The organism is Paenibacillus sp. J31R109 (assembly GCF_059692055.1).
This window is the reverse complement of sequence record NZ_JCAUAR010000005.1, coordinates 74892-88084: the sequence shown is the minus strand read 5'-3', so window position 1 is coordinate 88084 and position 13193 is coordinate 74892. Positions and strand designations below refer to the sequence as shown.

The following is a 13193-nucleotide window of genomic DNA, read 5'->3' as shown; positions in this document are numbered from 1 at the left end:
TCGTGGGGATGAGGCTACCAGTATCGTTTCAAATCTTCTTCCGATGCATATCCGCTGAAAGACGGGTCGATCTGTTCTGTCAATTCAATGGCTTCCCGGAGCTTCTGTTGATACAACTCAAAGATGAATGGAATATGTTTTTGGTTAAATAGTAACTCAATTTTATTTTTATTCACCATTCTTAAACCACAAAAATGATAGAAAATTAACCTATGCTCATTGACATAAACCGAATGTTCGTCTTCCGTGAATTGGAATTTCAAATCATTCCATATCCCAACATTGACGCCGGGAGTTGTAATATCACAACTACTGGAAAATAATTGTGGAACTTGATCTAGATATTTTTGATCACCGAATAAACCTTCAGTCGGTTTAATTTCGCATCGTTCTATACATTTTTCTTTCCACCACGCCAAACAAGCTAGGCCCATCTCGTCTTTTTTGAAACTTATATAACCAGAGTTATAATAGCCGGTTACTTTTTGCATATAGCGTGTAAAACTGTCACTCCAAGAGGGATTGTATTTCTCTTCGGGAGACAGGAGGACCGAGCAGTCTGGTTGATTTTCAAAGATGATGGAAGGATCGTTCCAAAAATACAAATCACAATCCAGATAAGTTAATCTCGCAGCTGAAGGATGTGTCATCATAAGATGCTCTAAAAAAATAGGTTTTAACGTCCAACAGTATTCATGAATTTTTCTTGTTTTCTTTATTGCTAACACATCGTCCCCTAGTGCTCTATCATGAACTACATGAAGTTCTTTCATGTTTATTTTTCTTAATAACTCATATACCTCGTCGTCAACACAAAGTACAAATAGTTCAAAATCCTCTTTTGACACCTTTTTCATCGAACCAAGCAAGGCTAGGAACTGGTATACCCTCCCCTTAGATAAAATGGAACAATATACATTGTCCATGGAACCACCTCATTTCGACTTTATTTACACATCCATTTTCAAGTTTACGTACTCGTCAATCTGCTTCCTGCAAGTTGCCATCAAGTCACCTTTAGTTTGATAGGCCTGTGACCATTCCATGACTTTGTCTATGGCGGTTTCGACACGCCATTTAGGATGCCAGCCTAATTTCGATTTTGCTTTTGAACAATCCAGCTTCAAATAATGGGCTTCGTGCAGATGATGACCATTTTCCACTTCATAGGCAGCACCATTGCCCCATTTGTCACACAGATGTTTCACAACCCACTCTACTGTTTTTCCCCCATCGTCATCCGGTCCAAAGTTCCAACCTTCGCTATACCGTGTGCCATCCTCAACTAATTTTTCTGCCAATAACAGGTACCCACTTAGCGGATCCAGCACATGCTGCCACGGCCGAATGGCATAAGGACTTCGAATTTTAATTTTCTCACCCTTTGCTAAGGTTCTAAGACAATCTGGGATTAAGCGATCAGCCGCCCAATCACCGCCGCCAATGACGTTGCCCGCCCTTCCAGTTGCAATCGCCACTCCGTGAGATTCATAATTTTTGACATGAAAAAATGATTTGCGATAAGCATCTGTTACTAATTCCGAACAGGCTTTACTGTTAGAATAGGGATCATATCCGCCAAGCGCATCATTTTCCCGGTAACCCCATAGCCACTCCTTGTTCTCATAACATTTGTCAGTCGTTACATTGACCACGGCTTTAATGGACATTCCTTGTTGCACGCCATTGCGAACAGCTTCTAATAGGTTAACGGTTCCCATGACATTCATTTCAAAAGTTTCAACAGGGTTTAAGTAAGAGGCTCTAACTAGCGGCTGTGCGGCCATATGAATAATAATTTCAGGCTTTTCTTCTAAAATAGTCGCTTGTAACGACTTGAGATCCCGAATATCGGCATATCGGGTTGGAACAAGTCGTTCAATCTGGCCTAATTCAAATAAACTAGGCGAAGTGGGAGGCCTTAAACTGTATCCAGTTACATTCGCACCTAAGGATGATAGCAACAAACATAACCAGGAACCTTTAAACCCTGTATGACCGGTAACAAGCACTTTTTTTCCTTGCCAAAAATCTTTATTCATCCATTAGCACCTTCTTTATTCCTCCACATGTCATATTCACTCGGATAAGTCCCCTAATTTAGTGAAGTATTGTTTATACCAGTCTATCGTTCTTAATAAACCTGCTTCCCAATCAAAAATTGGCTGCCAGCCTAATCGTTGTCTTGCTTTTTGGGCAGATAGATATTGCTTTTGCGTTTCATTGGATGCTACATTCAGAACGATTGGCTGCAAATCGCTATCCATGCTACTCAGTATTGAAGTGACGACATGCGAAACAGTGAACGGATTTTCATTACTAAAGTTGAATGCTTCTCCAGCAATACCTGATTCCTCCACCTTTTCTGCCAATCGCATCAAGGCATGTACAGCATCCTCGACATACAAGTAATCACGAACCAACGTGCCGTCGCTCCTAATAATGGGTGATACATGATGAATGACAGAGTTGATGGTATGAGGAATAATGCGATTAAAGTTTAAATCCCCGCCCCCAAAAACATTTCCAAATCGGGCAATACAAACAGGCAATTGGTATGTGTAAAAATAGGCTTGGGTGATTAAATCCGCACAGCTTTTTGAAACGTCATAAGGATGTCTTCCTTGAAGGGGGAAGCTTTCATCCAATGGAAGACTGGCGTGTTCACCATAGGATTTTTCACTGGATGCGATAATGATTCTTTTAACTGGGTACAGCCTGCAAGACTCCAACAAATGCCAAGTGCCCTGTATGTTAGTCTCAAACGTTTGAACGGGATTCCGATTCGCTGTCCCTGCGATGGATTGTGCCGCTACATGAAAAACAGTGTCGATACGATTGCTTTCCAGAGCATTCTGGATGATCGAGAGATCCTTTAAAGATCCGTGAACGACGTTGATTTTAGCAAAAAGCTCCTCTTGAAACGTAGACATAGCAGATTCCTGCACATTCCCCCGTACAAGCCCTGTAATATGGGCACCTGAGTTAATCAATTCTTGTATCAAATGCCTGCCCAGAAAGCCTGTACATCCCGTAATAAAGACATTTCGATCTTTCCAAAATGGTTTCGTATGACTCATCATCATTCTTCATCACTTACTTTGCCCAGAGATTCTTTCCTTGTTTCCACATCTCATTCAGCTCTAGCACGTTTTTATAGGTATCTGCTGCCATCCAGAATCCCTCATGCAGATACACCGCCAATTCACGATCTAGTGCCAAACTCTTCAAAGACTCTTCTTCAAATACGCAAAGGGGACTATCGGACACGTAATCGAAAACTTTAGGTTCTAATACAAAAAAACCACCGTTAATGATCCCTTCGCTCTGTGTTTTTTCATGAAAGGATTCGGCTAACCCATTTTTAACCGTTAACGTACCGAATTGGCTTATTCTATTCACTCCTGTTACCGTTGCAATAGATCCTGCATTTTTATGGAAATTCAGCAAATCCAATACATTGATATCTGCTAATCCATCCGCATAAGTAAGCATAAATGTTTCGGTTCCTAGATGTTTCTCTGCGATCTTAATTCTTCCGCCCGTCATCGTCTCTAATCCGGTATCAAGAAATGTAATTTTCCACTTTTCTGGCTCTTGCAGTAACTGAATGCTGCCACTAGATGTATCTAATGTAAAACTATGATTCTTCCAGTTATAGTTCATAAAGTATTCTTTGATCATTTCTCCCTTGTAGCCTAGCAGGAGAATAAATTCATCGAAACCATATTGGTTGTAACGTTTCATAATATGCCACAGCAAGGGTTTATCTCCTACTTTGGCCAAAGGTTTGGGGACTTCATTTGTCAGCTCGCTCATCCTCGTTCCCTTTCCGCCGCAGAGGATTACTACTTTCATCCGCTTCCCCCCATTTACAATTTGATTTTTCCATCTTATTCGGTCAGTTCCTCCTTGATAACGGCTTATACCTATAACCCAAAAAAAGAAAACCGGGCTATCCGGTTTCCTTTTCACATCGCTGCTATCATCTTCAATTTAAGAACATTTATCTATTATCTATTCATGATATCCTTAAATAATTGTTCACTTTCCTCATACTGATCTTGATAGACGCCAAGGTAATCAAATATTTCAAAAGAGAAATCAACAAATGCGCGTCCAGCGGCAGTGATGACATGACCGTCTCTAACCACGCGTTTATGTACATAGGTATTACGTGGAAATGGGTCTATGACATGTAATTGCTTGATTCTTTCAATTGAGCATGAAGTCGTAAAATGTCTTGCATGTAGAATACCAGCTCTACCTAAATATTGAGGGCCATTACATATGGCTGCTAGCATCTTTTTCTCTCGATCCAGTTTTATGATGAGTTCGGTCAACTCCTTCTGTTGATTCCGAATCGGCCCGCCGGGGATGATAAGTCCCTCTATATCCTCCAGTTCCAAGGCATCAGAAACGGTCACATTCGGTTTATACAACAGACCAGATTCACTAATAACAGCGTCCAGATTGTAACCCATGGATACGACTTCTTTGTTACCAACATTTTTAATCTTATGGCATGCTAAGGTAATCTCAAAATCAGCAAAATCTTCTGATATAAAACAAATGATTTTCCCCATTGATTACACCTCCACGGTAATAGATTCCTTGAGCTGATAATACAAACCACTCGTATCTGACCATTCCGCAAAAAGCACGCGCTCATGATGTGTAATTCCGCTTAGCTGCAACAACTGCTCCACCCAAGTTCTGTCTCGCCCGAGGCGTTTCAACGTATCTTCATTAATACTGCCGTTTTCAATGATGTATGCGGGAAGACTGACACTGCCCTGTTGGTCTTTTGCATTGCCGCTGAACATTTCCGGATCCTTCTGGCGCAGTACGCTGATACTGCCGTTCGTCTCGAATAACGCATAGGCCACTTCGCGGAGCGAGAACACATTATTTTCCCTAAGCAGCATGCCTAATTGGGCGAAATCGAGATTGTTGCGCTTCATCGCTTTGAAATCAACAACGCCGTTCTTGATAATCAGATCAGGCGTTCCTGCCGCATAGCGAGACAGTCTGGGGAATTTGGCGATAAACTTTTCCAACCCCAGCGCTAAAATCGTCCAAATAATCAGCGCAAAAAGTAGATGGCTAAGATGAACATCTTTATCATAAATCGTATTGCCGACTAGTTCACTGAGCATTAAAGAGGAAACGAAATCAAAGGCGGTCAATTGGGATATCTCTTTTTTCCCCAGCAGCCTAGTCATTATCAAAAGACCTATTAAAGCGACTGTAAGCTTGACACCGATACTTACGTAGAGATTACTATCCACCTTCATCTTTCCTTTCGGAGTATGTATAGATTAAATAATACCACACTGGACTTATTCAGCTCCATTTTGAGTTACAGCAGCTAGATGAGCGTGTTTACCTGCTGTAACTCGATTTTTTCGAGTTACGGCAGCCGGATGAGCGCGTTTTCCTGCCGTAACTCGATTTTTTCGAGTTACGGCAGCCAGATGCACGCGTTTTCCTGCTGTAACTCCATTTTTTCGAGTTACGGCAGTCAGATGAGCGCGTTTTCCTGCTGTAACTCGATTTTTTCGAGTTACGGCAGCCAGTTGCACGTGTTTTCCTGCTGTAACTCGATTTTTTCGAGTTACGGCAGCAAGATGAGCGCGTTTTCCTGCTGTAACTCGATTTTTTCGAGTTACGGCAGCCAGTTAAGCGCGTTTTACTGCTGTAACTCGATTTTTTCGAGTTACGGCAGCCAGATCTCACAATAACAAGATATACTAGTCATAGAACTTGACTAAGAAATTTATATCTGATAAAACGAAGCTACAACTGAAGAAGGCGGTGTAAGGGATGGGGAAACCAATAACATTCAGCATTATAGGCGGTGGAGGCTTTCGCGCACAGTATTTTCTTAGAATTGCGCAGGCTCTTCCAGAACAATTTTGCGTGAGCGGGATGGTCATTCGTGACGAGATTAAAGGTAAGGAAATGGAAAACTTATGGCGAGTGAGCACTTATCGAACAATGGATCAACTCCTGCTACATGAACAGCCTGACTTTGTTGTACTATCTGTTAATGCATCTGCTGCAGTCGATTATATGCTGGAGTTAGCGGAACGGGGAATCCCCGTACTTACAGAGACACCACCTGCACCTCATTTAGAAGGTTTACTACAGATACATGACAAACTTACACGACAAGGTGCACGAATTCAAGTTGCGGAACAATATCAATTCCATCCGATACAAGAAGCTCGACATCAGATTATTACGTCAGGACAGTTAGGCAACGTTAATCAAGTGACTGTATCCATATCTCAGTACTATCATGCAGTAAGCCTAATACGGAAAATGTTAGGTGTGCGCTTTGAAGACGTCCGCATTAAGGGAATGCGCTTTGAATCCGATTGGGTCGCTGGGCCGAACCGCAGTGGTCCGCCTACCGAAGATAAATTAATCAAATCTGAGCGAGATATGGCTTGGTTGGATTTTGGTGGAAAACTAGGGATTTATGATTTCACCAAGGATCAACATCGTTCATGGACCCGTTCTAATCACTTATGTATTCGGGGAGAACGTGGGGAAATATTTGATAATCGAATCAGCATCCAAGATCCTTCTTGCACTCAGATTCAAATGGAATTAAAGCGCATTAATAAAGGTGAGTATGAGAACGCGGAAGGCTATTTCCTTAAAGGAATTATGGCGGGAGACCGTTGGGTATACGAAAACCCGTATATGCCTGCCCGACTATATGATGATGAAATTGCGATTGCAGATTGCTTGAAGAAGATGGCGATCTATGCCGAGGGAGGTCCAGGATTCTATGGTCTTCCGGAAGCTTCTCAGGATCACTATATCGGCATGCTGATTGAGCAGGCTATTAGAACCGGGGAGACCGTAGCGTCTGTTCGACAACCATGGGCAATCTTGGGCTGATAATGAATTGGAATGACACAAAAGAGCATGCTGCTAATCTTAAGCAGCATGCTCTTTTTGTGTGGTCTATTATTTAGTGAGGGGATCCTTCCAATTCCAATTGCTTATCATCATTTGGCTTGTAGTAATACCAAAACAACACGACTGCTGCCATACAGATGATTGAGCTGACGGCAAACCCTGAACGGATGCCGAACCAGCCGGCGTACAGTCCGCCTAACAGCGAACCCAATGTGCGGCTGATGGCGTTCATCGTCAAGGAATTCATCATTTGGCCGCTTGCTTTCAACTCTTTGGGCACATGTGTGCTCACATACTCGGCAAGACATAAGTAAAACAGCATGAACGTTCCGCCGTGTAACACCCACGTCACCAGATAGATGGCCGGGCTTAAGGCGCCGCTGAACAGTAACCACCGTACAGCAAGAATAATCCCGGAGCAAAGCAAAATTTTAAAAATCCCGAACCTTCGGTACAGCGGTTGAAAAAACAGCATGAACGGAAACTGGCTGATCGAACCAATACTAACTCCAAGGCCGATCAGCGCCGTGCTCATTCCCTGTTCCTTACTGTAGACAGCTTGAAAAGTCGTAAAAAAGCCCAGCGTACAGTTGACCACCAACGTGTACAAGTAGATCACAACTAGCTTTCTGCTGGTGAAAAGCTGTTTCAGTTCCACCTTCGACTTATGCTGATGGCCTTCCACCTTAGGGATGCCCCATGCCAGCACGAAAGCGAGGAACACGAGCCCCGAGAACAAAGGGAACATATAATTCAGGTTACGGTCCAGCAGCCAGCCGGCAATAATCGCCATTAAGGCATAACCGACGGACCCTGCCGTACGGATGCGAGAAAAATTAAATCCCGACTTGCGTGAAATCTCTAGTGTAATCGTGTCGCCAAGCGGGTTGATTACGCATTGGACAGCACCTAACACAACTGTGCACGCAAATAGCAGCCAGAATCGATTACCTGCAGCCGGCAGCGTCCAGACGAGGATGGAGGTCAGCAACAAGGCAATAAGCAGCAAATGATTTTTCGATGCTGCTCGGTCGGCGGCCAATCCCCAGCGTGGCTGTGCAATCATCGCGGTAACCGCTGCCGCTGTCGAGAGCAAACCAATCTGGAAATGATCTAGCTGAATGTCATTGTAATAGATCGGAATATAGTTACTGAAGGCGCCTAGTGCCATAAATACCAGCGAGTAATAGACGGACATGTAGACATACGTTGATTTTCCTGCCATCGGATGTTTCGCCTTCCCCATCGGAAATGCCGTTACACGGAATTTGCCGTTCTTTTATAATAACTTCTTACATATTCAAACGCATGCCACGCAGCTGCTTCATAGATCATTTTAGTGGGTAACTCTTTTTCCTGAATCACTAGATTCATATGCTTGTCGAGTGTGTTTCTAATTCCACCATTGATTTCACGGATGGCATCTATATAGGAAAAATAATCATTAAGCAATTCTTTCGCTTTTTCATTCCCTTCATGGATAACGAACGACGCCTCATCTTCTGAGATCTGATAGCACTCTTTCAGAACATCTTTGATTCCAACCAATAACTCGGTGTATTCGTCATCTTGTAGATTCGCTAAAATGAAAGTCATTCTATGCCACCTCCGAAGGTCTATAATCCTGATTCTTTGCAAGTACCATTGTCACCAAACGTGACGACAACGTATAATTAGAAGGTATCGACAGTACTATCATAGCTCATTTTTAGGCCAACATAGTTATATTCTTGAGTCACAAAATATCACTCAAATGATATTTTAAAATGATGGTTGGATGGTGAACATCGTTGAAATATACAAATCAAATGGATGAACGTGCACAAGTCTTTCATGTTCTCAACAACCGGGGAATCCGCCTTAAATACAAGGATGTGTCCACAGAGTGTCCCCCTACTATTTACCATTATCATAAGGGAATCGAAATCCTATATGTCCATCAAGGAACAGGAACCCTGACCCTCAACCGTAAGATTTACACATTAGAGGCTGGGTGCGTCCTGATTCTACACCCTTTCCAGCTTCACCGTATTCAATTTGATGCCACTCCTCAACAACCCTATGTACGAACAGTTTTAACCTTTGAACCTGCCATCGTTGCCCCCTATATAAAACACTTTTCTGTGCTGTCTCGTTTTTTGGAGCAGATATGGAAAGGACAACTGTCCAATCAGGTGTTCCGTGAGGAGCACAACTCGACTTATTTGTTAGGCGTTCTTGAACGATTCCATAACTTGGTTTCGGGGTGGAATGAAAAAGATGAAGATCACGAGACTGGTTCCATGTTGATTCTCAACATGTTAGACTATCTGATTTCGCTGCATATTGGCGGATTTGGAGGTGTCGCTCGTCCGGAGCGACATGCTGAAAAAATAATGAACTGGGTCGAAGAGCATTATACGGAACCTTTTGACTTAATAGAATTAGCAAAGGCACTTCATCTCTCTACGAATCATGTCTCTCGGTTATTTCGAAGCGAAACAGGGGGAAGCATTACCGAATATGTGATCGCACGAAGAATTAGACAAGCTTGTTGGTTGTTAAAAACAGAATCAAAATCCATCGAACACATCGGTTCTTTGGTTGGCATACCTAATTTTCCTTACTTCTGTAAGATTTTTAAACAGATCACGGGATTTACGCCTATTCAGTATCGAAAAAGCCAATTAAATTAAATCGTTTTTTCGCATGATACAAGACACAATAAAAGAGTCCATCCCCAAGTAGTAAACCTACTAAAGGATAGACTCTTTATTTGCCTTTCATTTATGGCTTGGATGTCAGTAACTTCACAGTTTCATCGATTATTAAGGAATAAGCCGTCGGTCCGAAGCCTTGGAACCACAAATCATATTGAACGGGATATACGTGGTTGTTTTGCGCAGCCTTAAGTTTGCTCCAGACCGGGTTTTTCTTCAATTCCTCAAACTTATCGTTATTCTCATTCAGAACAAGGATATGATCTGGATTGATTTCAGGCAGCTTCTCAAACTGCAAAATAGCAAACGTGGCTTTGTTATCTGGGAAGAGTATCGGTGCTTTCAAACCTAGATCGCGATACAGAATGTCATAGTTTTTAGCGCCATAATAACGCAGTTCTTTATCGGTTACTCTTAGAAACATGACGGTCTCATTGCCAATTGTCGAGGCAATTTTCTCTTTCGCAAGCTTCACCTTGTTGTCGTAGGTTTCAATCACTTTTTTAGCTTCATCTTCTTTTTGAAGAACGTTTGCTACGGTCATGAATGTTTTACGCCAATCCTTGGCGCCGTCTTGTGTTTCTTCTGGTTTCAATACGATGGTTGGTGCTATCTTGCTCAGTTCCTCGTACCCTTTGCCCATCCCGTCATTAGCGAGAATAAGATCAGGTGATGCCTGTAAAATGGCTTCAAAACTAGTCTCTGACTGCCAGCCAAGGTTTTTCGTTCCAGCCAGTTGATCTTTTAAGTACCAAGAGAAATCTTTGGTATCTGGTCCCGCTGAAACCGCTGAGCTCGGCTTTACCCCAAGCGCCAACATGAAATCGGTAATCCATGGATTAAGTGCAGCAACAGCTTTGGGTTTAGCCGTCAGGACAGTCTCACCAGAGAAATGTTTAATTGTTCGAGGTTCCGCTTTTTCTTCGGTTGTTATGGTGGCTGAACCGCCTTCGACGGGCTCTTGTTTGCCACAAGCGGATAGTATAGAGATAGACAGACTTAATAGTAGCATCATTAGAATATAGCTGCGTTTAGTTGTTTTCATCGTTAGTAAGTTCCTCTCTTACAGTTATATGGCCAAAAATGTGTGTTTTGAGTTCTGCCCGTGTTCGAGGCTTCTTCGGAGCTGGGACCTGATCCTCATTAAAATGGCCCAGATGCAGCATGCCTGTAATCTTCTCTCCAGATTGAACACCGAGCAATTCCCGCACGAAGGGGTTCCAATTATGGTCATTGGTTTTCCAAACAACACCGAGCTTACGCTCCCAAGCCAGGAGCTGAAAATTCTGAATCAGTGCGGCTGAAGCCATGAGATCTTCTTCCCATTGCTTATCGTACACCCCTTTGTCAGGCATGATCACAATGAGAAAGGCAGAAGCCTGCGCATGCAGATAGACCCTCATTTTCTCTGCTTGTGCCGTGTCAAAAGCGGGTAATACATGCTCAATGAAAGCCCCCTTCTGCTCGGTTGGTACGAACAAGAATCGCCAAGGCTCTCGCAGGCCGTGATTGGGAGCCCAAACGGCATCATTCAACAGCTCCATGACTAGCTGTTCAGAGACAGCTTCATCGGTGAACTCTCTCAATGTACGACGAGCTCGAATCGTGTGGGCAATAGAAACGGATGATTCATCCTTCGTTATTGGCTGCGTCAATTAAAACCACCTCAATACGTTTAATTGATAATTATTATCATCGGGATTAATCGTATGCGATAGCCAACCTTCATTCAATGGATAAAATCTTTCGAAGAGATGGACAAAATTCAAAACCAGACTATGAGGAACGCGATGTCAAATCCTTCACGATTAAGTTCATTGACCTGAGATGTTGCATTGGAGCATGCATGTTGAACCAACTCGGCACCTCCATCACTTGATTGCTTTGTACGGCACGCAGAGCTGACCAAGTTCCACTTTGCTTCAACTCATCGGTTAGTTGGGTGCTGAAATTGCTATTACAAGTAGAGAGTATCAAATAATCCGGGTTCAATCGGCTCAAATCCTGTTCGGAAATCACCGTATAATGACTTGTAGACGAGATGCCTGGAGGAGGCGAAAGCCCTAAATCTCTATACAAAATATCCCCGAGCTGACGCTTCCCTCCGTACACACGCCATTCGTCTGATGCGGCAACAAGCACCATCACACTTTTGTCCCGCTGATTACTTGCTCGCAAACTGGCTCTGGCTTCTGCCACTCGGTGTTCATACATGCGAAGCCAGTCGGCTGCTTGCTCCTTTTTTCCAAACAATCCTGCTACATCATAGAGCGTGCTTCGCCAGTCATCTTTCATCCAAACCGTAATAGTTGGAGCTACATGACGATAGCTGTCCATCATCAGACTATGCCAATTTGAGCCAAGAATAAGCTGGGGATCAGCGCGAAGCACTGTTTCTTTATCTGGGTAGTCCCAGCGCCCCATGATTTTGACATCTTTTAGATCCTCTGCGATGTGCGGCAGCAGTCCTCTAATTTGATCGTTGCCTGCGTAAGAAAGGGTAGCAAAGGGCCGTAGATCAAGAGCAAGCAAGTAGTCATTTAATTGCGGGAAAACGGTCATCAATTTATCTTCGGAATGCTTTTTGGCGTACAGGGTGGGAGACACACCGACAATCTTCTTGAAGGTGCGGCTAAAATACAGTTCATCGCGGTACCCAACTTTGGTGGCCACCGTTTTGAGTCCTTCGCGTGCGGCTAACGATGCCTTAGCATGTTGTATCCGCAAATGAGCCAGATATTCAACAGGGCGCATGCCGGTTTGCTTTTTGAACATGCCTGCAAAGTTGCTTGGACTGATCCCTTGGTTCTGGGCCAATGAGCGGATCGAAATTTCATCCCCATAATGGGATTCCATATACGCAATAGCTTTCTCAACGGCAAGCTGCGTGCCTCCCTGCTCTTTCGCCACTTGTCTATCCAACATGATAGTATGCAGTAACTCTTGAAAAATAAGTTGCTGCTTCCACCGAGCTAACGGTCCTTCGGCATCATTGTGAACATGCAGCTGTTCCAAACCGCGCAGCACTGCTGCTCCATCGTTTAAGGAGATGAGCCCTTCCTGATTAAATAACTCGGGTTCTGTGTAGGGGGAGTTCGCCAACGGAGGCGGACTGTTCCAGCGATAGTGAAAGGCTTGTACAATCATTAACACAGGATGCTTCTCGCTTCCTCTAGCCTCTATTAGGCTGCCTGGATGCAACAAGAAAAGCGCATTGGGCGCAGCAGTATAATCAATTCCATTAATAGAAAGGATTCCTTCTCCTTCTTTTATATAAACCAAGCAATAGCATGGCATAAATCTGCGTTTAAAATGTGCTGCTGCTTTGCAGCGTTTGACAAGTACCTTTTGCAACTTAAAACTGATCTGTCCAATTTGTTCTATTATGTCGTCATTCATCATAGCTGCATGTAAACATCCTTCCGGCAAATAATAATAATGATAATCATTATCACATTTTCCGTCTAGTGAAATTTCTTTTTCACCTCTCCCATTAAGCGCTAGAGTTGCCTTGATAACTCGAAGAGACTGCTGGTTACGACCAGCAGTCTCTACCTG

Annotated in this window: 14 protein-coding genes; 2 read left to right on the top strand and 12 right to left on the bottom strand. The window is 43.3% G+C overall.

From position 1 onward, the window contains the following. Positions 1–14: 14 nt before the first annotated feature. The 7 genes from AC58QT_RS15625 to AC58QT_RS15595 form a co-directional block, all read right to left on the bottom strand. A complete protein-coding gene (locus AC58QT_RS15625; protein ID WP_497409796.1) occupies positions 15–926 on the bottom strand; it encodes a glycosyltransferase in 912 nt (303 codons plus the stop codon). A 24-nt stretch (positions 927–950) separates the two neighbouring features. Continuing rightward, entirely contained in the window at positions 951–2042 is a 1092-nt protein-coding gene (gene rfbG, locus AC58QT_RS15620; protein ID WP_497409795.1) for a CDP-glucose 4,6-dehydratase, read from the bottom strand. A 36-nt stretch (positions 2043–2078) separates the two neighbouring features. Beyond that, entirely contained in the window at positions 2079–3086 is a 1008-nt protein-coding gene (locus tag AC58QT_RS15615) for an NAD-dependent epimerase/dehydratase family protein (RefSeq protein ID WP_497409794.1), read from the bottom strand. Between the two features lie 10 nt (positions 3087–3096). Beyond that, positions 3097–3858: a sugar phosphate nucleotidyltransferase gene (locus AC58QT_RS15610; RefSeq protein ID WP_497409793.1), complete on the bottom strand. Its 762-nt coding sequence runs from the start codon at positions 3856–3858 to the stop codon at positions 3097–3099. 155 nt (positions 3859–4013) lie between these two features. Beyond that, positions 4014–4586, bottom strand: a complete 573-nt coding sequence (locus AC58QT_RS15605) for a DJ-1/PfpI family protein (protein ID WP_497409792.1) — start codon at positions 4584–4586, stop codon at positions 4014–4016. A gap of 3 nt (positions 4587–4589) precedes the next feature. Next, the gene (locus AC58QT_RS15600) at positions 4590–5291 is read right to left on the bottom strand and encodes a DUF421 domain-containing protein (RefSeq protein WP_497409791.1); all 702 of its coding nucleotides are present in this window, start codon (positions 5289–5291) and stop codon (positions 4590–4592) included. A 51-nt stretch (positions 5292–5342) separates the two neighbouring features. Next, on the bottom strand, positions 5343–5585 hold the full coding sequence (locus tag AC58QT_RS15595) for a hypothetical protein (RefSeq protein WP_497409790.1): 243 nt from the start codon (positions 5583–5585) through the stop codon (positions 5343–5345). Between the two features lie 241 nt (positions 5586–5826). Between AC58QT_RS15595 and AC58QT_RS15590 the strand changes: the two genes are divergently transcribed. Then, positions 5827–6915 (top strand): Gfo/Idh/MocA family protein, encoded by a 1089-nt coding sequence (locus tag AC58QT_RS15590; RefSeq protein ID WP_497409789.1) that lies wholly within the window; start codon positions 5827–5829, stop codon positions 6913–6915. Between the two features lie 73 nt (positions 6916–6988). On the opposite strand, the gene AC58QT_RS15585 is transcribed toward AC58QT_RS15590, so the two are convergent. Together AC58QT_RS15585 and AC58QT_RS15580 are read right to left on the bottom strand one after the other, a co-directional pair. After that, positions 6989–8161 (bottom strand): MFS transporter, encoded by a 1173-nt coding sequence (locus tag AC58QT_RS15585; protein WP_497409788.1) that lies wholly within the window; start codon positions 8159–8161, stop codon positions 6989–6991. 32 nt (positions 8162–8193) lie between these two features. Beyond that, positions 8194–8532 (bottom strand): hypothetical protein, encoded by a 339-nt coding sequence (locus AC58QT_RS15580; RefSeq protein ID WP_497409787.1) that lies wholly within the window; start codon positions 8530–8532, stop codon positions 8194–8196. Between the two features lie 194 nt (positions 8533–8726). Between AC58QT_RS15580 and AC58QT_RS15575 the strand changes: the two genes are divergently transcribed. Continuing rightward, the gene (locus tag AC58QT_RS15575; protein WP_497409786.1) at positions 8727–9611 is read left to right on the top strand and encodes an AraC family transcriptional regulator; all 885 of its coding nucleotides are present in this window, start codon (positions 8727–8729) and stop codon (positions 9609–9611) included. Between the two features lie 91 nt (positions 9612–9702). On the opposite strand, the gene AC58QT_RS15570 is transcribed toward AC58QT_RS15575, so the two are convergent. The 3 genes from AC58QT_RS15570 to AC58QT_RS15560 all read right to left on the bottom strand — a co-directional run bounded on the left by AC58QT_RS15570 (position 9703) and on the right by AC58QT_RS15560 (position 13037). Beyond that, positions 9703–10680, bottom strand: coding sequence for an ABC transporter substrate-binding protein (locus tag AC58QT_RS15570; RefSeq protein WP_497409785.1), 978 nt, complete (start codon positions 10678–10680; stop codon positions 9703–9705). Next, complete coding sequence (locus AC58QT_RS15565) at positions 10667–11290, bottom strand: nitroreductase family protein (RefSeq protein ID WP_497409784.1); 624 nt, start codon at positions 11288–11290, stop codon at positions 10667–10669. The genes AC58QT_RS15570 and AC58QT_RS15565 overlap by 14 nt, the downstream gene beginning before the upstream one ends. Positions 11291–11411: 121 nt before the next feature. Next, complete coding sequence (locus tag AC58QT_RS15560; RefSeq protein WP_497409783.1) at positions 11412–13037, bottom strand: ABC transporter substrate-binding protein; 1626 nt, start codon at positions 13035–13037, stop codon at positions 11412–11414. Between the last annotated feature and the right edge of the window lie 156 nt (positions 13038–13193).